At 67.0% G+C, this 17,385-nt stretch carries 20 protein-coding genes; 13 read left to right on the plus strand and 7 right to left on the minus strand.

The window, feature by feature from the left end:
* Positions 1-99 precede the first annotated feature (99 nt).
* Positions 100-372 carry a hypothetical protein gene (locus Q7V45_RS12405; RefSeq protein ID WP_304852317.1) on the plus strand — a complete coding sequence of 91 codons (273 nt, stop codon included), beginning with the start codon at positions 100-102 and terminating at the stop codon, positions 370-372.
* Positions 369-1,031: a hypothetical protein gene (locus Q7V45_RS12410; RefSeq protein ID WP_304852319.1), complete on the plus strand. Its 663-nt coding sequence runs from the start codon at positions 369-371 to the stop codon at positions 1,029-1,031. The genes Q7V45_RS12405 and Q7V45_RS12410 overlap by 4 nt, the downstream gene beginning before the upstream one ends.
* On the opposite strand, the gene Q7V45_RS12415 is transcribed toward Q7V45_RS12410, so the two are convergent.
* From Q7V45_RS12415 to Q7V45_RS12425, 3 genes are all read right to left on the minus strand, one after another.
* On the minus strand, positions 1,003-1,773 hold the full coding sequence (locus tag Q7V45_RS12415; RefSeq protein WP_304852321.1) for an RluA family pseudouridine synthase: 771 nt from the start codon (positions 1,771-1,773) through the stop codon (positions 1,003-1,005). The genes Q7V45_RS12410 and Q7V45_RS12415 overlap by 29 nt on opposite strands.
* Positions 1,758-3,179 (minus strand): amidase, encoded by a 1,422-nt coding sequence (locus tag Q7V45_RS12420; RefSeq protein ID WP_304852323.1) that lies wholly within the window; start codon positions 3,177-3,179, stop codon positions 1,758-1,760. The genes Q7V45_RS12415 and Q7V45_RS12420 overlap by 16 nt, the downstream gene beginning before the upstream one ends.
* Positions 3,180-3,311: 132 nt before the next feature.
* Positions 3,312-4,448 carry a fumarylacetoacetate hydrolase family protein gene (locus tag Q7V45_RS12425; RefSeq protein WP_304852325.1) on the minus strand — a complete coding sequence of 379 codons (1,137 nt, stop codon included), beginning with the start codon at positions 4,446-4,448 and terminating at the stop codon, positions 3,312-3,314.
* A 59-nt stretch (positions 4,449-4,507) separates the two neighbouring features.
* Between Q7V45_RS12425 and Q7V45_RS12430 the strand changes: the two genes are divergently transcribed.
* Positions 4,508-5,449: a dihydrodipicolinate synthase family protein gene (locus Q7V45_RS12430; RefSeq protein ID WP_304852328.1), complete on the plus strand. Its 942-nt coding sequence runs from the start codon at positions 4,508-4,510 to the stop codon at positions 5,447-5,449.
* A 26-nt stretch (positions 5,450-5,475) separates the two neighbouring features.
* On the opposite strand, the gene Q7V45_RS12435 is transcribed toward Q7V45_RS12430, so the two are convergent.
* Entirely contained in the window at positions 5,476-5,922 is a 447-nt protein-coding gene (locus Q7V45_RS12435) for a nuclear transport factor 2 family protein (RefSeq protein WP_304852330.1), read from the minus strand.
* Positions 5,923-6,185: 263 nt separating this feature from the next.
* Between Q7V45_RS12435 and Q7V45_RS12440 the strand changes: the two genes are divergently transcribed.
* The 5 genes from Q7V45_RS12440 to Q7V45_RS12460 all read left to right on the plus strand — a co-directional run bounded on the left by Q7V45_RS12440 (position 6,186) and on the right by Q7V45_RS12460 (position 8,709).
* Entirely contained in the window at positions 6,186-6,581 is a 396-nt protein-coding gene (locus tag Q7V45_RS12440) for a hypothetical protein (protein ID WP_304852332.1), read from the plus strand.
* Positions 6,544-6,969 (plus strand): hypothetical protein, encoded by a 426-nt coding sequence (locus tag Q7V45_RS12445; RefSeq protein ID WP_304852333.1) that lies wholly within the window; start codon positions 6,544-6,546, stop codon positions 6,967-6,969. The genes Q7V45_RS12440 and Q7V45_RS12445 overlap by 38 nt, the downstream gene beginning before the upstream one ends.
* Positions 6,970-7,157: 188 nt before the next feature.
* Entirely contained in the window at positions 7,158-7,613 is a 456-nt protein-coding gene (locus Q7V45_RS12450; RefSeq protein WP_304852335.1) for a GNAT family N-acetyltransferase, read from the plus strand.
* Entirely contained in the window at positions 7,610-8,086 is a 477-nt protein-coding gene (locus Q7V45_RS12455) for a GNAT family N-acetyltransferase (RefSeq protein WP_304852337.1), read from the plus strand. Before Q7V45_RS12450 ends, Q7V45_RS12455 begins: the two co-directional genes overlap by 4 nt.
* Before the next feature lie 104 nt (positions 8,087-8,190).
* Positions 8,191-8,709, plus strand: coding sequence for a hypothetical protein (locus tag Q7V45_RS12460; protein ID WP_304852339.1), 519 nt, complete (start codon positions 8,191-8,193; stop codon positions 8,707-8,709).
* 3 nt (positions 8,710-8,712) lie between these two features.
* Here the strand turns inward: Q7V45_RS12460 and Q7V45_RS12465 are convergent, their stop codons facing one another.
* Positions 8,713-9,357 carry a glutathione S-transferase family protein gene (locus Q7V45_RS12465; protein ID WP_304852341.1) on the minus strand — a complete coding sequence of 215 codons (645 nt, stop codon included), beginning with the start codon at positions 9,355-9,357 and terminating at the stop codon, positions 8,713-8,715.
* 117 nt (positions 9,358-9,474) lie between these two features.
* Here Q7V45_RS12465 and Q7V45_RS12470 point away from each other — a divergent pair, with 117 nt between their 5' ends.
* Positions 9,475-9,828: a cupin domain-containing protein gene (locus tag Q7V45_RS12470; RefSeq protein ID WP_304852343.1), complete on the plus strand. Its 354-nt coding sequence runs from the start codon at positions 9,475-9,477 to the stop codon at positions 9,826-9,828.
* Positions 9,829-9,986: 158 nt separating this feature from the next.
* On the opposite strand, the gene Q7V45_RS12475 is transcribed toward Q7V45_RS12470, so the two are convergent.
* A complete protein-coding gene (locus tag Q7V45_RS12475) occupies positions 9,987-11,519 on the minus strand; it encodes a long-chain fatty acid--CoA ligase (RefSeq protein WP_304852345.1) in 1,533 nt (510 codons plus the stop codon).
* Positions 11,519-13,078 (minus strand): long-chain fatty acid--CoA ligase, encoded by a 1,560-nt coding sequence (locus Q7V45_RS12480; protein ID WP_304852347.1) that lies wholly within the window; start codon positions 13,076-13,078, stop codon positions 11,519-11,521. Before Q7V45_RS12480 ends, Q7V45_RS12475 begins: the two co-directional genes overlap by 1 nt.
* 60 nt (positions 13,079-13,138) lie before the next feature.
* On the opposite strand from Q7V45_RS12480, the gene Q7V45_RS12485 reads away from it, so the two are divergent.
* From Q7V45_RS12485 to Q7V45_RS12500, 4 genes are read left to right on the plus strand one after another with little or no spacing between them, the layout of a single operon-like run.
* Positions 13,139-14,374, plus strand: coding sequence for a cytochrome P450 (locus Q7V45_RS12485; RefSeq protein WP_304852349.1), 1,236 nt, complete (start codon positions 13,139-13,141; stop codon positions 14,372-14,374).
* A gap of 17 nt (positions 14,375-14,391) precedes the next feature.
* Positions 14,392-15,099 (plus strand): PP2C family serine/threonine-protein phosphatase, encoded by a 708-nt coding sequence (locus Q7V45_RS12490; protein WP_304852351.1) that lies wholly within the window; start codon positions 14,392-14,394, stop codon positions 15,097-15,099.
* A complete protein-coding gene (locus tag Q7V45_RS12495; RefSeq protein ID WP_304852353.1) occupies positions 15,096-16,097 on the plus strand; it encodes an asparaginase in 1,002 nt (333 codons plus the stop codon). The genes Q7V45_RS12490 and Q7V45_RS12495 overlap by 4 nt, the downstream gene beginning before the upstream one ends.
* An 8-nt stretch (positions 16,098-16,105) precedes the next feature.
* A complete protein-coding gene (locus tag Q7V45_RS12500) occupies positions 16,106-17,359 on the plus strand; it encodes a class I SAM-dependent RNA methyltransferase (RefSeq protein WP_304852355.1) in 1,254 nt (417 codons plus the stop codon).
* Positions 17,360-17,385: the final 26 nt, after the last annotated feature.

Genomic DNA, 17,385 nt, shown 5'->3' on the forward strand with positions numbered 1-17,385 from the left:
GGACCGCGCTGTTCATCACCCCTGCTGCTTATGATTTGATCGCTCCGGCATGCGTTGGGGATCAAGCGCGCTGATGGTGGCCTCGCTACCAAGTCCCCGGTGCTCACCACGGATCCAGAGATCGCCGCGCGACTGATCACACTGACCGGTGGCTCGGGCACCTTGTCGATGTCCGTCTCGGCCTATTCCCCGATATCGAAAAGATCCGCAGGCTCACGCTCCGCAAAGCCCGTCAAGACCATGCTCTTCGCGCTGCCGTTTTGCCGTGGCAAGCTGCAGCTGCCGAATAATAACGAGATTGCATCCGGCATCCGTCGGGCATTATCTGCGGGAGGACGGATACACGAGAATTTCGAGGAAGGGCGCAATTGAAGGACTGGACCGTCGCGGCGGCCCTAAATAATGCCCGCTGGTGCGATGCGGTGTGCCGGGCGCACGGTCATGCGGGCCGCTTCCTGCCGCACATGTGGGTGAACGCGGCGACCGTGCCGCGCTTCTATCCCAACGCCGTCACCCTGGCGGTTGGCGACGCGGCGCTGGAAGAGCAGCGGACCACGATCGAGATCCTGCAGAAGTCGAACCTGCCCGGACGCTGGTCGGTGAAGGACAGTTTCGGCACGCTCGACCTGTCGCGCCGCGGCTTCGAGCTGCTGTTCGAGGCCCAGTGGATCCGCGGCGGCATGCCGGCCGAAGGACCCTCGACGGACATCGTCTGGACACGCGAGGACAAGGGCGCCGAAGGATGGCCGATCGACGATTCGGGCTTCGCGATGTTCAAGGGGCGGCGCGGCTTCAAGGTCGTCGCCGGATTCATGCTCTATCGCGCCGAGGACGTGGTCGGCGTCTCGAACGTCGTCGCCGAAGCCGCCGATGCGCCGGCGGTGTGGCGGTCGCTTTCCCTTTTGGCGGCGCAGACGTTTCCGCGCCTGCCCCTGGTCGGCTACGAATCCGGCGACGAGCTTCAGGCTGCCGTCAACTCGGGCTTCGAGGCCGGCGACCAGCTCAGGGTTTGGGTGACGGCCCGGGACTGAAGCCGCAGGCCGTCAGGGCGGCCAGCATGTGCGCCGGCGGCGGCGCGGTGACGACCACCGGCGGCTTGCTCTTGGACAGCGGCAGCACGATACCATGCGACTGCAGATGGAGTTGGCTGTCCGGCACGGCGCGGCCATAGAGGCGGTCGGCGATGACCGGGCAACCGGCGGCGGCGCAGTGGACGCGGATCTGGTGGGTGCGGCCGGTCTCGGGCTTGAGCTCCAGCCAGGTCATGCCTCCTCCCGAAATGTCCGGCGCGCGCCCCATCACCTTGTAGCGCGTCAGCGAGGGCTGGCCCTTGTCGGAGACCTTCACGGACCAGCCTGTGCGTGTGTTGAGCTTGAGCAGCGGCATGTCGAACACGCCTTCGTCGGCCGGGGGCGCCCCCTCGACCACCGCCCAGTAGGTCTTCTCGGTGTCGCGGCCGGAGAACAGGCGCCCCAGCTTGGCCAGTGCCTTGGGATGGCGGCCCAGCACCAGCACGCCGGCCGTGTCGGCATCCAGCCGATGGGCGAGCGCCGGCGGCCGCGGCAGGCCGTAACGCAGGTCGTCGAAACACTCTTCGAGGTTGGGCGCGCCGCTCGGCCCGGCATGCACGGCGAGGCCCGCCGGCTTGTCGATCACCAGGATCAGCCCGTCGCGATGCAGCACCCGGGCCTGGATCTGCTCGGCCGTCAGTGGGGGAGGTCTTTTGGGCGGCGGCCTGCGCTCCGCCGTACGGGGTCTCAAAGGTCGGGCCATCGGTCGAGCCAGCTCTCGCTGCCCTCATAGAGGGAAGCTGCGTGCAACACCGAGACCTCGTCGCGGAAGCGACCGACGATCTGCCGGCTGGTCGGCAGGCCTTCGGAATCGTAGCCGTTGCAGATCGAGAGGGCGGGGTGGCCGGTGATGTTGAACGGCATCGTGTAGGGGAACCAGTTGCGCCTCAGCTCGCCGGCCTCGACGCCGTCGATCGTGATCGGATCGAACAGGTCCTGGTCGATCGGCAGCGCGGTGCGCGACACGGTCGGCGTGACCAGGAAGTCTGCGGTCTCGAACCAGCCCTGGACCATGCGGAAGAGGTCGCTGCGCTGGAACATGGCGCGCTGATAGTCGGCGCCCGACCAGTCCGCCGCTTCGGCGACCTGGCGCACCAGCGACGGCGTCATGCGGTTGCCGTCGCGCCGGATCATCTCGTCGAACCGCGCCTTCCAGGTCGTGTGGTTGATCACCTTCCACGCCGAGCTGAGATCGGGCAGCTCCTCGGTGAGTTCCACCAGCTCGGCCCCCAGTTCGCGTAGCCGCACCAGTGATTGCTCGAAGGCGGCGCGGACGTCCTTCGCCACCAGCGTGTTGCCGAGCGTGGCGCTGTAGAGGATGCGCTTTCCCTTGAGATCGCCTTCGGCGCGGGCCGCCGCCAGATAATCCGGCGGCTCGATGCCGATCGACCACGGGTCCGAGGGATGCGGCCCGGCCATCGCCTGCAGCATCAGGGCGGTGTCCATCACCGTGCGCGTCATCGGCGTCACATAGGTGTAGTTGCCGAACGCGTCGGCCACCTGGCTGTGCGGGATGACGCCATTGCTCTGCTTCAGCCCGACCATGCCGTTGATCGCGGCGGGGATGCGGGTCGAGCCGCCGCCGTCGGTGGCGATGCCGATCGGCCCGATGCCGGCCGCAACCGCAACCGCGGCGCCGCCGCTGGAACCGCCGGACGTATGCGCCGCACTCCAGGCGTTGCGCGTGCGGCCGAACAGCGGCCCGTCGGTCAGCGACTTGTGGCCGAACTCCGGCGTTGTCGTCTTGCCGAACAGGATGCCGCCCGCGCCCTTCACCCGCGCCGCGCACACCGCGTCTTCCCTCGGCACGTTGTTCTCGTAGAGCAGGGACCCGAAGGTGGTGCGCACGCCCGCCGTGTTCACGAGATCCTTGGCGGCGAACGGGATGCCGTGCAGGAGTCCCAGCGGCTCGCCCTTCATGACGGCGTCTTCCGCCGCCTTGGCCGCGGCGCGGGCCTGATCCGGCACCAGGGTGACGAAGCAATTCAGCACCGGCTGGAGCCGCTCGGCGCGTGTCAGCACGGCGTCGGTGAGTTCGACGGGCGAGATTTTCTTCGCGGCGATCTGCTCACGCAGTTCGGAGGCGGGCAGGCGGGTGAGGTCGGTCATGGTCTCGTTTCATGTTCCTCTCCACCGCTAGGGGGAGAGGCTAGGTGAGGGGGCGTCGAAGATCGCGTGCAACCCCCTCACCCTGCCCTTCCCCCCTAGCGGGGGAGAGGAGTTTGAAAAGGTGTGAAGGCTTTACCGCAGCAACCCTCGTGCCGCGAGGTTTCGCATCAGGGCTCCCGTGCCGAAGGTCCAGGGCGCGATCTTGTCGCAATGGGCCACCCTGTTGGTCAGCGTGCCGAGCTTCGGCGAGCTTATCGAGACCAGGTCGCCCACCATGTGCGTGAAGCCGGTGCCGCCCGGCTTGCGCGGTTCGGTCGGCGCGAACAGCGTGCCGGTCATCAGCGCCATGCCGTCGGGATACTGATGCGCGCTCATCGCCTGGGCCACGAGGTCGGTGGGATCGCGGCTGATCTTCGAAAGGTCGCTCGAGCCGCGCAGGCGGAACTGGTCGGGGCCCGTCACTTCGAGATCGACCTTGGCCTGGCGGACATCGTCGAGCGAGAAGGTATCGTCGAACAGGCGGATGAAGGGACCGAGCGCGCAGGAGGCATTGTTGTCCTTGGCGATGCCCAGCAGGAGCGCGCTGCGCCCTTCGATGTCGCGCAGGTTCACGTCGTTGCCGAGTGTCGCGCCGACGATCCGACCCCTGGCGCTGACGATCAGCGTCACCTCGGGCTCGGGGTTGTTCCAGTCGGAATCAGGTCGGATGCCGATCTCGGCGCCGTAGCCGACCGCGGCCATGGGGGGCGCCTTGGTGAAGATCTCGGCATAGGGGCCGATTCCCACTTCGAGGTAGGGCGACCAGGCGCCGCGCGCCACCAGCGTCTTCTTCAGCGCCTCGGCCTCGGGAGAACCGGGTTTGATGGCGCTGACATCGGCGCCGATGATCGAGTTCAGCTCGCCGCGCACCTGCTCGGCCCGCGCGGGATCGCCCTTGGCGTGTTCCTCGATCAGCCGCTCCAGCAGGCTGACGGCGAAGGTGACGCCGGCCGCCTTGAGCGCCTGCAGGTCGACCGGGGCGAGCAGGTCGCCCACCCGCTCCTGCAGGGTGCCGATCCGCTCGCCCGGCGTGTTGCGCGCAAGGCCCGTCGGATCGGGCGCATTGCAGAGATCGGCCATGGTCGGCACGGTCGCCGAAAGATCGAAGACGCCGTCGCCCCGGATCGCAATGACTGAAGGCCCCTCCGGATTTCCGCGGCGCCAGACGCGGCCGACAAGGGTTCCGGCCGTGCCGTCCTCGGGCAGGATTTCGCTGAGAGAGGGTGACACTGGACGTCTCCGGCGCTTCGTTGCAGAAAAGGCGCGCCATTCCCGGGAGAAACAAGATCATGGTCGCAGCACGGATCAAAGGCGTTCTTTCGCCTGTCGTCACGCCCTTCAAGCGCGACCTGTCGCCGGATGTCGGTCGTTTCATCGCCCACTGCAAGTGGTTGATCAGCCAGGATTGCGGCCTCGCGGTCTTCGGCACCAACTCGGAAGCCAATTCGCTGTCTGCAAAGGAGCGGATGACCCTGCTGGAGGCCGTCGTCGCCGCCGGCGTGCCGACCGCGCGCATGATGCCCGGCACCGGCGCCTGCTCGATCACCGAGGCGGCCGAAGTGAGCGCCCATGCGGTGAAGCTGGGCGTCGGCGGCGTGCTGATGCTGCCGCCGTTCTATTACAAGGGCGTTCCGGAGGAGGGGCTGTTCCGCTTCTTCTCGGAAGTCGTGCAGCGCGTCGGAGACGACCGCCTTCGCGTCTATCTCTATCACATCCCGCCGGTCTCGGCCGTGCCGATCACGCACAAGCTGGTCGAGCGGCTGATGAAGGCCTACCCGAAGCAGATCGCCGGCATGAAGGATTCGTCGGACGACTGGCCCCACACCAAGAGCATGATCGACGCCTTCGCCAAGGACGGCTTCGACGTCTTCTCCGGCAACGAGAAGCCGATCCTGGAGAACCTCAAGGCCGGCGGCGTCGGCTGCATCAGCGCCACGGCCAACATCAACCCGGGCAAGATCGCGGAGACGATCAAGGCCTACGGCACGCCGGAAGGCGACAAGCTGCAGTCCTGGATCAACGAGGTCCGCGGCGTCATGCAGGGCTATGTGATGATCCCGGCGCTTAAGCACGTAATCGCGCACTACGGCGCCGACCCGCACTGGAACCCGGTCCGCCCGCCGCTCGTCGAGATCGACGAGAAGACCGGCCGCGACATGATCGAGAAGCTCGACAAGCTCGGCTTCACGATGCCCGGCCTCAAGCAGGCGATGTCCGTCGCGGCCGAGTAGGTCCGGCGAATTCAAACGCGCCCGGACTACTGTCGCGTCGCCGCCTTGGGCGACGAATGATGATGCTGGGGGGTCCATCGACCATCTCGCTGCACGATCAGCATGGTGAAGCGGGACGGAAGCGGCACGTCGCCCTCTGACGCCCGCGCGAAATTGTAGAACCCGGTGCTGACTACGGCGTTCTCGTCGAGAATGATCGTTCGCCGCTCAACGATCGCGTTCTTGCGTCCGCTGCCGTTGAGATCCTTGAAGTAGGTGCGGATCTGCTCGGTCCCTTCCGACATTACGGGGCTCGTCGTGCCGAGGGGGATGGCATCCGGTGCAGATAGTGCAACCAGAGCTTCGCGATCGTTAGCGCTGTAGGTGGCCGCCCACTGGTCGATCAACGTGTTTGCATCTTCTGCGGGGCCGGCGAAAGAGGTCATGGATATCAGCAGGAGCGGCAGGCAGAGAAGTGCCCTGAACGGCTTCATGATGATCTCCCTTCGTTGTCGTCCGGCCAGCGATTTGACAGCGCCGCCGCCTGGACATGCTATGGCGGCCATCGCCCCTGACCAATTCACATACTGCTTGATTCTTGAGGGCCACCACATCGGCGGTGCGAGAGGTCATAACGCAACGAGGTGTATCCGCTGCATGGTGCGGATTCTACTGAGGGTTGTTTATTGACCTTGTAGATCGCCGCGGTGCTCTCTAGTCTCCCTGCGTCAAAAAACGAGAATGAGTTGGGGGAAGAATGAATTCTACGCGTGTTTTGCGAGCCGTGCTGGCAATCGGGACAGCCGCGTTGCTCGGCGCCTGCGCGGACGGCTGGGCCACGACGCAGGTGACGCCGACGGCAGCGGCGGCCGGGCGGGCACGGACGCCTGTCGACAAGATTCAGATCATCGAGGGCGACGTCACGGACAGGCCTTACAAGTCGCTGGGCGACGTCTCGGCAACCGTCAACAAGACCACGCTCTTCAATGCCGATCCGACACGCGAGATGGTCAACAACAGGTTGAAGGCCGAGGCGGCAAAGCTGGGCGCCGACGCGGTGATCCAGGTTCGCTACGGGACGGTCGGAATGGGCCTAGTCAGCTGGGGATCGCTGGATGGCAAAGGGCGGGCGATTGCCTATGACAACCAGTAGAGCGGCGGCTCTGGTCCTGGCCGTCGTGTTGGCCGGGTGCGCGCGCAATGCGCCGCAGTTGCCGCCCGATCTCAGCCATCTTCCGCCCGAGCAGAGACTCCTCGTCGGCGATCAGGAAAGCCCGGAGGGCAAGCTGACCTGTCCGGAGCTGAAGGAAGAGGCCGTGAAAGCCAATACCGCCAGCCGACAACTCGAGGGAATCATTGCTTCCAACCGAGGTTACAATACCGCGATCATCTATGTGAGCAGCTTCCTGCCTCCACTGGCACTCGCTGCGCGTACGGATGAGGAAGCGAAGACGTCCCTGGACAGTCTTCAGGCGCGCCGCGACCGTATCGATCGGCTGGCAAAGGCGAAGAACTGCGTCGCGATGCCGTCGAGCAATTGACAGTCGCAAAGGCAAAGGATTATAAAATCGGGATGCGCAAGACCCTGTCCCACAACGCTTGGTATTTTACGCCCCTTACATAGGCGGCGCGAAGGGTCATGACTCAACGAAGCCGCCGCATCCCGGCGGCTTTCGTGTTCTAGGACTTGGCCTCCGGGCCGCGGCGGAACCCGCAACCGGAGGACGACATGTCGATCATCGAAGCAGAAGTTGAACCGCATCAGTTGCCGCTCGCCATCCGCGTGAGGCTGGCGGGGCCCCGCGACATCGAGGATCTCACGGATCTTCTCGACAGTGGCGAGAACGGGCGCGAGCAGGTGCTGACCTGGCTTGAGACACCGGGCACGACTTTGCTGGTCGCGCAGAGCGAGCTGGGCGTGCTCGCGGTCGCCGTGCTCATGACGCGGCTCGTGCCGCTGGAGGGGATGGGCGCCCACAAGGGTATCGAGGTCGACAATCTCGTCGTACGCGCCGATCAGCGCGGCCGTCGCGTCGGAAGGCGTCTCCTGGCAGCCGCAGTCGAATGGTCGCGCCAGCGTCATGCGGTGCAGGTCGAGGCCGTGGTGGGCGAGGGACCGGCCAAGCGCTTCTACGAGAATTTCGGTTTCGCCGTCGCCAACGATCGTCTGGTGCTGGCGGCGTGAGCGTCACGACCCGCCCGGCGCGTCGCGACGATTACGAGACGCTGTGCGCCCTGTTCGACGAGCTGGACGAGTTCCACCGCCAGGCGCGGCCGGACTTCTTTCGCCCGTTCGACGGCCCGGCGAGGTCGCGCGAGCAGGTCGAGCGATGGTGCGAGGGTCCGGGGTCGGCGGTTCTCGTGGCGGAGTGCGACGGCGAGGTCGTGGGACTGGCCGTCCTGCTGACGCGCCCACCGATGGCCTTTGCCGGCGCCGTCCCCCGGAACGTCATCGAGCTCGACAATCTCGTGGTGCGGCGCGACTGGCGCAGCCGCCAGGTGGGTCACCACCTGCTGGAGGCGACGAGGCGATGGTCCCGGGAGCAGGGGGCCACGCACATTGAGGTGGCCGTCCATGCCTTCAATCGTGACGCGCGACGGTTCTACGAGCGATTCGGGTTCTTTCCCTCGATCGACCGGCTGGCGCTGGCCGTCTGACGGCCGGTTTTCGCGATGTGAACAAGCGGGTTGCCAGTCGAACAATGTGATATGGTGATTTTTCTTGCACACCCAGTGCCGGACATTTGTGCAGGAGTAGCCCCGTGGCAAAGCGTTCTACGAAGCGTGCGAACGTGCCCGTCGAGAAGGCACCCGTCGCCCTCAAGCAGACGATGACCAAGCCGATCTCCAGCTACACCGACCCGGAGCATCTGCGCACGCTCATGCAGAACGCCAAGCGCATGGGCCGCGAGGATATCTGGCGCGAGGCTTTCGACCAGCTCTGCTCGCTCGAAGGCGCCACCCAGACGGAGCCGCTGGACCGCGCCTTCTACAGCACACTGGCAGCCTACGAGCAGTTGCTGACGCAGAAGAACCGTCGCGCCACCCGGGCCAGCCGGACCCGCCTCAAACTGAAGGGCAAGGGCGTGGTCGCGTGCCTGGAGGACTGGGCGAAGAGCAAGGAACCGCCCGAATCCTTCGAGTTGCTGGTCGCCAACGGCATGGTCGAGATGACGGGCGAGCAGCTGGTGCTGACTTATCCCGACAAGTTCACGCCGGAAGCGGTCGCGGGCGCCACGGCGCGTCTGGCGACGTTGACCGCAGCGGCGCCCGAGAGCTGATCTCTAGGCCGGCTCGGCGTCGCGCGCGGCCCACATCTTCATGAAGGCGGGGCGCGCCTGGCAGGCGGCGAGCCAGGCCTTGACGCGCGGCGCGACCTCGAACAGTTCCGGGGCCGGCAGAGCATAGCGCACGATCTCGGCGGCGTTGAGGTCGGCCACGGTGAAGCGGTCGCCGACCAGCCAGTCGCTCTTTGCCAACGCCTTGTCGAGCACGGCGAAAGGTCCCTTGAGCGATTCGACGGCGGTGTCGGCGATCTTCGGATCCTTCACGCCGGTCGGATTGCCCATGCGGTGATAGAGGATGTTGATGGCATGCGGCTCGACGCCCGTTGCCGCCCACAGCGACCACATCGCGATCTGGCCTTCCTCGGCGACGTTCGCGCCGGCGAGCGGGCCGCCATGCTTGCGGGCGAGATAGAGATTGATGGCGAGCGACTCGTGCAGCACCAGCCCGTCATCGTCGATCGAGGGGATGAGGCCGCTCGGATTGATCTTCAGGAATTCCGGCGACTGCGTGTGCAGCATCCCGGCCGGCACGGTGCGATAGTGCTGGATCACCGGCACCTGCTTGAACGGGATGCCGAGTTCTTCGGCCAGCCAGATGTTACGCGACGCGCGGGACCGGTAGACGCCATAGATCGTGAGCATGGAAGACCCTACCTTATCGAACTGATTGCTTGACGGGATCACGCCCGTTCTTAAGGCTTGGCGTGTTCAAGGCACAGTGAAAAACCGGACCGGGCTCTCCAGCAAGGAGGATCGACGATGTCGGCACCCAGTACACTCGAGGCGGTGAAGGATGCCAGCCACCTCTACGAGGTCGAGCGGCGCGCCTACCATCTTCAGCGGCCGGGCTTCCGCGTCGCCGAACTGCAGCTCTCGCCCACGCAGAAGGTGCCCTGGCACTATCACAACAACATCAGCGACACGTTCTACGTGGTCGAGGGCACGATGCGGCTCTTCCTGCAGGAGCCGAAGCAGGAGGTGATCCTCAAGCCGGGCGAGAGCTTCGTCGCCGGGCCCGGGAGGCCGCACCTCGTGACCAACGGGGGAACCTCCTCGCTCACGTTCCTCATCATGCAGGGCGTGGGCGAGTACGATTACGTGCCGCTGGTCTGAGTTCAATTCAACTCCGTCGTCCTGAGCGAGCGCCGAAGGCGCGTAGTCGAAGGACCTCTTTTCGCTTCGATAGACCGTGCGCGGGAAAAGAGATCCTTCGACTGCGCCACCCTTCGGGCGGCTCCGCTCAGGATGACGGAATTGCTTATCGCCGCTGGCTAACTGATCGCCGGGGCGTCCTGGCCCACGAACTGAACGCGCAGTTCGCGCTTCAAGACCTTGCCGGTGGCGTTGCGCGGCAGGGCGTCGACGAAGGTGACGGATTGCGGGACCTTGAACTTGGCGAGCCGGGCGAGGCAGTGGCGGATCACGTCGCCCTCGGCGAGGTCCTGTCCGGGCTTGCGCACGATGATCGCCATGCCGACCTCGCCCCAGCGCTGGTCGGGGACGCCGATGATCGCGGCGTCGGCGACGGCGGGGAGCTGGAACAGCACGTTTTCGACCTCGGCGGGATAAACGTTCTCGCCGCCAGAGATGTACATGTCCTTCCAGCGGTCGACGATGTAGACGAAGCCCTCCTCGTCGAGCCGGGCGGCATCGCCGGTGTGCAGCCAGCCGTCGGTGAAGCTCTTCGCCGTGGCCTCGGAATTGTTCCAGTAGCCCGGCGTGATGTTGGGGCCCTTGATCAAGAGCTCGCCGATGCCGCCGGCCGACACGTCGTGGCCCTGGTCGTCGACCACGCGGATCGCGGTGTGCATCATCGCCTTGCCAGCCGATCCCAGCTTGCGGATCGCGTCGGCGGCATCGAGCATCGTGCCGGCGGGGCTGGTCTCGGTCATGCCCCAGCCCTGCACGAGAGGCACGCCGCGGGCGGTCCAGGTTTCGAGGATGGCCAGCGCGCAGGGCGCCCCGCCGACACCCGCGATGCGCAGGCGCGAGAGGTCGGCGGTCTCGAACTTCGGATGCTGCATCATGAACTGGTAGGGCGCCGGCACCGCGAAGAAGTGGGTGATGCCGAGCGACGGATCGGACAGGCAGTCGAGCGCCTGGCCGGGATCGAAGCTGCGCATGATCAGGATCGTACCGCCGGCATGCAGCACCGGGTTGGCGTAGCAGTTGAGGCCGCCGGTATGGAACAGCGGCAGGACCACGAGCTGCACCGTCTCGGGCGTGATCAGCGCGGGAATCCCGAGGTTCACGCAGTTCCAGAACACCATCCCGTGCGTGATGATCGCGCCCTTGGGATGCCCCGTGGTGCCCGACGTGTACATGACCATGCCGATATCGTCGTGCGTCAGGGGCACGCCGGCCGGCGCCGGCCCGGCCCCGGCAAGCGCGCGCTCGTAGTCGCCGTCGACCCGGTCGTGGTCGATCTCGAGCAGGTCGTTCGAAAGAGCGGCGGCCTGCGCCGCAAAGCCCTTGTCGTGGATCAGCAGCTTTGGGCCGGCATCGCCCAGGATGTACTCGAGTTCCGGCACGGTGAGCCGCCAGTTCAGCGGCAGCATGATGGCGCCCAGCCGCCCGCAGGCGAATTGAAGCTCGAAATATTCGGCACAGTTGGGTGCGAGCAAGGCGATGCGGTCGCCCTTGGCGATGCCCCTCGCGGCGAGGGCCGAGGTCAACCGGCCGATGCGCGCGTCGAGGTCCGCGTAGGAGAATTTCCGTCCCGTCTGCAGGTCATGGATCGCAAGGTGAGTGGGACGCCGGCCCGCATGGTGGGCAATCCAGTCGAAGTAGGGAATCGCCGGCATCAGTTCACGGCCTCAGTGAAATTCTTCCAGTACGGCTCGCGCAGCTCGCGCTTCAGGACCTTGCCGGCGCCGGAGAGCGGCAGGGGCGTGTCGCGGATGTCGACGCTACGCGGGCATTTGTAGCCCGCGATCTGGTTGCGGCAATGGTCGATCACGTCGTCGGCACCGACCGACGCGCCCGGCTTCGGGACGACGATGGCGTGGACCCGTTCGCCCCATCGTTCGTCTGGAACGCCGATGACCGCCACCTCGGCGACGCCCGGCATCGTCGAGATCGCATTCTCGACCTCGGCCGAATAGACGTTCTCGCCACCGGAAATGATCATGTCCTTCAGCCGGTCGACGATGAACACGAAGCCTTCCTCGTCCATGTAGGCGCCGTCGCCGGAATAGTACCAGCCGTCCTCCAGCACCGCCTCGGTTTCGGCCGGCTTGTTCCAGTAGCCCTTCATCACGTTGGCGCCGCGCACGGCCAGCTCGCCGGTCGTGCCGCGCGGCACTTCCAGCCGGTCGGCATCGACGATCCTGATGTCGCAGGCGAGCACGGCCTGGCCGCACGATTTGAGCCGCCCGGCGAACGGACCGTCGAGGACGGTGTAGCGCGGGTCGAGCAGGGTGACGATGGGCGCGGCCTCGGTCATGCCGTATCCGTGCATCAGGCGAACCTGCGGCATCCGCTCGATCGCCTTACGCAGGATGCCCTCGGGCATGGGAGAGGCGCCGTAAAGAATGAACGAGAGCGTGCCGATGTCGAACTCCCCAAAGCGATCGTGGTTCACCAGCATGTTGATCATGGTCGGCACGAACTGCGCGTGGGTCACCTTCTCGGTCTGGATGGTCAGCAGCACCTCGACCGGCTCGAAGCGCGGCACGAAGGCGTGGCGTCCGCCGGACAGGGTGACGCCGAAGGTCGAGGCGCCGTCGGCGAGATGGAACATGGCGCCCGAATGGAGATAGGCGGTGTCCGAATCGAAGCCCATGCCGGCCACGCCGTTCAGTGCGTTCACCACCAGGTTGGTGTGGGTGAGCATGACGCCCTTGGAGCGGCCCGTCGTGCCGCCGGTGTAGAAGAGGCCGGCCAGGTCGTCGTCATGGGCCCCGACATCGTCCATCGCCTCGTAGCTCGTGAGGTCCTCGTAACGGAGGATGCCGTCGGGGCTCGCCAGATCGTCGAGCCAGATCACCTCGCGCACCGACGGCGTCCGGCCTTGGAGGGCCGTCAGGTGGTGCGACATTCCTGTATCGACGAACAGGGCCACCGCGCCGGAATCGTTCAGGATGTATTCGATCTCGGGCGCGGCCAGCCGCGTGTTGATCGGCACCATCACCGCACCCAGCCAGGGGAGGGCGTACATCAGTTCGAGATAGCGGTCCGAATTGAGGGCGAGGATGGCCACCCGGTCGCCGCGGCGCACGCCCAGTGCGGAAAGCGCACCGGCCACCCGGCTGATCCGGTCGGCGCTCTGCTGCCAGGTGCGGCGCCGGCCGGCGAAGGAGCTGGCGATGCCGTTGGGTCGGGTCTGGACCGCGCGGCGAAGTCCCTGGGTCAGTGCGAACATGGGGAGATGCTAGGGGCTCGTTCGTTCGCGCCGCAAGGGGCTTCGTGGTAAAAGGGCAGTATGGACACCATCGCCCAGCCGACCGCACCTGCGAAGGACCTCGAGTTCAATCCGCTCGACCCGGCCTTCATCGCCGATCCCTATCCCTTCTATCGCCGGCTGCGCGAAGCTGCCCCGGTGCTGAAGACGCCGCAGGGCTTCTGGCTGCTCACGCGCTACGACGACGTGGCGCTGTCCCTGCGCGACAGGCGCTTCGGCAAGGACTTCGAAGGCAACATGAGGCGTCGCTATGGCGAGAACCGCATGGACGAGCCCGCGGTGGCGAGTCTGGCGAAGACGATGCTGGTGCAGGACCCGCCCGATCACACCCGCCTGCGCGGCCTGGTCACCAAGGCCTTCACCGCCCGTCGCGTCGCCGACATGCGGCCGCGCATCGAGGCACTGGTCAAAGAACAGCTCGACCGGGTCGCCGACAAGGGCGAGATGGACGTGATGCGCGACCTGGCGCATCGCCTGCCGGTCATCGTGATCTGCGACATGCTGGGCATACCCGAAGAGCATCGCGCCCCGTTCCTGGCGGGCAGCAACGTCAATGGCCGCATCCTCGAACCGGTTCCGATGACCCGCGAGGAACTCGACCTGGCCAACCGCAACACCCAGATGGCCGGCGTCTACTTCAACCAACTCTGCGAGTTGCGCCGCCGCGAGCCGCGCGACGACCTCACCACCGAGCTGGTGAAGGCGGAGGAGGCAGGCGACAAGCTATCGGCCGAGGAGCTGCAGGCGAATATCGGCCTGCTGTTCGGCGCTGGACACGAGACGACGACCAACCTGATCGGCAACGGCCTGCTGGCGCTGCATCGCAACCCCGATCAGTGGGAGCGGCTCAAGGCCGACCCGTCGCTGATCCCCAACGCGATCGAGGAGCTGCTGCGCTACGACTCCTCGGTGCAGATCACCGGCCGCGTCACCCATGCCGAAGTCGAACTGGGCGGCGTGACGATCGGCGCGGAGCAGAGCATCGTCGCCCTGCTGGGCGCCGCCAATCGCGATCCTGCTCAGTATCCCGATCCCGACCGGCTCGATGTCGGCCGCGAGCATATCCGGCCGATGTCGTTCGGCGGCGGCATCCATCACTGTCTGGGCGCGCAGCTCGCCCGGCTCGAAGCCGAGCTGGTCTTCACGGCGCTGATCGAGCGCATGCCGAACCTGACGCTGCCCGAGAAGAATACGCCGGCGTGGCGCCGCAGCTTCACCCTGCGCGGCCTCAGCAGGCTCCCCGCAGTCTGGCACTGAAGGATTCGACCAAGGACATGGCGACGCGGTGGCGGGGCGAGGGCGGCCAGCATCAGGGGGCGCGCCCTTATCAGGAAGATTGTTGGCGTCTGGCGACGCTCGGAGACGGATCCCTTCTGGCGGTGGTGGCCGACGGGATGGGCGGACATGCCGGCGGCGCGGTCGCGAGCCAGCTTGCGGTCGACGCCTTCCTCCATGCGGTGGAGCAGGGCGGCGACCTGGACGACGGGCTGCACGACGCCAACCAGGCGGTCGGCCGCGGCGCCCTCGCGAGGCGCGAACTCACCGGCATGGGCGCCACCCTGGTGGCCGCCCAGCTGCGCGGCGACGAGGTGCGCTGGATCAGCGTTGGGGACTCGCCCTTCTACCTGGTCGAGGCCGGCAAGCTCGTCCGACTCAACGCCGATCATTCGATGGCGCCACAGATCGACGCGCTGGTCGCCCGCGGCATGCTTTCGGCCGAGGATGCCGAAAATCACCCGGGCCGGCATACCTTGCGCGAGGCGGTGATGGGCGAGCCGCTCACCCTGATCGACCGGGGCAAACGCCGGCTCGGGCCGGACGCGCGCCTTCTGGTGTGCAGCGATGGCGTGCACAGTCTGAGCAACGAACAGCTGATGGCGCAGGCGTCGCTGCCGGTGGAGCGCATCATCGCAGGCGTCCTGGCGGTGACCAAAGCGCACCAGGACAATATCACCGTCGTCAAACTGGAGCGCGTCCGATGAACCGGAGCCCTGTCGTCATCGAAGTCACGCGCGGGCCGGTCGTCGAAAGCCGGCACGAGGGCATCGCCGCGGTTGTGAAGGCCGACGGCACCGTGGTCGAGTCGTGGGGCGACATCGATGTGGCCATCCTGCCGCGTTCGGCCAACAAGCCGATCCAGGCGATGGCCTTCGTCGAGAGCGGCGCGGTCGAACGCTTCGGCTTGGGCGACGAGCATGTGGCGTTGTCCTGCGCCTCGCACAGCGGCGAGACCCGCCATGTCGAGACGGTGCGCGCCTGGCTGGCGAAGGTGGGCCTCAGCGAGGCCGATCTCGAATGCGGCACCCACGCGCCGCGCCTGCAGTCGAGCATCGAGGCGCTGGCCCGGGCGAACACCCTGCCGACGGCGGCGTTCAACAACTGCTCGGGCAAGCATAGCGGCTTCCTGACGACGGCCGTGCACTATGGCGAGCCGACCAAGGGCTACATCACGTACGACCACCCGGTGCAGCGCCGGCTGCGCGACACCATGAGCGCGCTGTGCGGCCTCGACGCCGACGCCTTTCCGCACGGCACCGATGGCTGCGGAATTCCCACGCTGGCCACGCCGCTCAAGAGTCTCGCGCAGGCGATGGCCTCGATGGCCGATCCGTCGCGCCTGTCGAGCAAGCGCGCCGACGCCGCGATCCGCATCCGCAAGGCGATGAACGCCGAGCCTTTCATGGTGGCCGGTAGCGGCCGCTTCTGCACCCGCATCAACGAGGCTGCGCCCGGCGTCATCCAGGTGAAGACCGGCGCCGAGGGCGTGTTCTGCGGCATGCTGCCGACGCTCGGCCTCGGCGTGGCGCTCAAGGTCTGGGACGGCGCGGGCCGGGCGGCCGAGGTCGCGATGGCGGCGCTGCTAGATCATCTCGGCGTGCTGCCGGCGGGGCAGCGCGAGGAGGTGCTTCATCCGCCGATCAAGAACGTCGTCGGCCTGCTGGTCGGCGAGATGAGGCCGGCGAAGAGCTGGCTGGGCTGAGGCCCGTCATGAGTCTCACGCTCGACATCCTTGAAGTCGGCGCCCGCGGCGACGGCGTCGCCGATCTCGAAGGCAAGCGGTACTTCGTGCCCTATTGTTTACCGGCCGAGACGGTCGAGGCCGAACCGCTCGACAAGCGCGGCGACGGCATCGCCTGCGAGCTGCTCGAAGTGCTGGCGCCGTCGCGCCACCGCGAGACGCCGCCCTGTGTCCACTTCGGCACCTGCGGCGGCTGTGCGCTCCAGCACTGGCGCCGCGACATTTACACCAATTGGAAAAGCGAGCTGATCGCCAAATCCCTGGCGCAACGCGGCGTGAAGGCCCCGCGCTTCGAGGCGCCGGTCACCTGCGAGCCGGGCGAGCGCCGGCGTGCCGATATCGTGCTGCGGCGCGAGGGCAAGCGCGTCCTGGCCGGCTACCATGAACGGGCCAGCCAGAACGTCGTCGACGTCGGCACCTGCGTCGTGGCCCGCCCGAAGATCAATGCGGTCCTCGCGCCCCTGCGCACGGCGATGGCCGCCATCCTGCGCGACGGCACCTCGGCCGATGCCGTGGTCAACGAGACCGACACCGGCCTCGACGTGCTGATCCGCCCGCACCGGCGCTTCGACCTGACCCTGCCGATCCGCGAGACGCTGATCGCGCTGGCCGAGAGCGCCGACATGGCGCGCGTGAGCTGGGGCGACCGTGCGACGGCCGAGCCGGTGCTGGTGCGCCGCACGCCGCAGCTGATCCTGGGCGATCTGTCGATCGAGCCGCCGCCGGGCGCGTTCCTGCAGGCGACCAAGCGCGCCGAACTGGTGATGCGCGCCGGTGTCAACGCCTGGGCCGGGGAGGCGAAGCATCTCGCCGACCTGTTCGCCGGCATCGGCGCGCTGTCGCTCGGCAAGCCGGGCAAGCTCAGCCTGTTCGAATACGACCGCCCGTCGGTCGCCGCCGTCGACGCCGCGGCACGCAAGCTGGGCGGCAACCGCGTGACCGTGCAGCTGCGCGATCTCTTCCGCCGGCCGCTCAGTACCGCCGAACTCGCGCCCTTCGACGCCGTCGTGCTCGACCCGCCGCGCGCGGGTGCGGCCGCGCAATGCGCCGAACTCGCCGGCTCGAAGGTCAAGCGCATCGTCTACGGCTCCTGCGACCCCGCCAGCTTCGCCCGCGACGTCCGCACCCTGCAGGACGGCGGCTACCGGCTGGAAAAACTCATGCCCATCGACCAGTTCCTCTGGTCCGCGCATGTCGAGCTGATCGCGCTGCTGACGCGGTGATGAGGGGCTGTCCGCGCCTGCGGACT

Origin of the sequence: Reyranella sp., assembly GCF_030651995.1 — a bacterium.
In the GTDB taxonomy this organism is placed as follows: domain Bacteria; phylum Pseudomonadota; class Alphaproteobacteria; order Reyranellales; family Reyranellaceae; genus Reyranella.

Coding starts and splice junctions, on each gene's coding strand:
- Q7V45_RS12485 (WP_304852349.1), top strand. CDS start 13,139: ATGGACACCATCGCCCAGCCGACCGCACCTGCGAAGGACCTCGAGTTC.
- Q7V45_RS12480 (WP_304852347.1), bottom strand. CDS start 13,078: ATGTTCGCACTGACCCAGGGACTTCGCCGCGCGGTCCAGACCCGACCC.
- Q7V45_RS12490 (WP_304852351.1), top strand. CDS start 14,392: ATGGCGACGCGGTGGCGGGGCGAGGGCGGCCAGCATCAGGGGGCGCGC.
- Q7V45_RS12450 (WP_304852335.1), top strand. CDS start 7,158: ATGTCGATCATCGAAGCAGAAGTTGAACCGCATCAGTTGCCGCTCGCC.
- Q7V45_RS12475 (WP_304852345.1), bottom strand. CDS start 11,519: ATGCCGGCGATTCCCTACTTCGACTGGATTGCCCACCATGCGGGCCGG.
- Q7V45_RS12440 (WP_304852332.1), top strand. CDS start 6,186: ATGAATTCTACGCGTGTTTTGCGAGCCGTGCTGGCAATCGGGACAGCC.
- Q7V45_RS12500 (WP_304852355.1), top strand. CDS start 16,106: ATGAGTCTCACGCTCGACATCCTTGAAGTCGGCGCCCGCGGCGACGGC.
- Q7V45_RS12465 (WP_304852341.1), bottom strand. CDS start 9,357: ATGCTCACGATCTATGGCGTCTACCGGTCCCGCGCGTCGCGTAACATC.
- Q7V45_RS12470 (WP_304852343.1), top strand. CDS start 9,475: ATGTCGGCACCCAGTACACTCGAGGCGGTGAAGGATGCCAGCCACCTC.
- Q7V45_RS12495 (WP_304852353.1), top strand. CDS start 15,096: ATGAACCGGAGCCCTGTCGTCATCGAAGTCACGCGCGGGCCGGTCGTC.
- Q7V45_RS12435 (WP_304852330.1), bottom strand. CDS start 5,922: ATGAAGCCGTTCAGGGCACTTCTCTGCCTGCCGCTCCTGCTGATATCC.
- Q7V45_RS12430 (WP_304852328.1), top strand. CDS start 4,508: ATGGTCGCAGCACGGATCAAAGGCGTTCTTTCGCCTGTCGTCACGCCC.
- Q7V45_RS12445 (WP_304852333.1), top strand. CDS start 6,544: ATGGCAAAGGGCGGGCGATTGCCTATGACAACCAGTAGAGCGGCGGCT.
- Q7V45_RS12415 (WP_304852321.1), bottom strand. CDS start 1,773: ATGGCCCGACCTTTGAGACCCCGTACGGCGGAGCGCAGGCCGCCGCCC.
- Q7V45_RS12420 (WP_304852323.1), bottom strand. CDS start 3,179: ATGACCGACCTCACCCGCCTGCCCGCCTCCGAACTGCGTGAGCAGATC.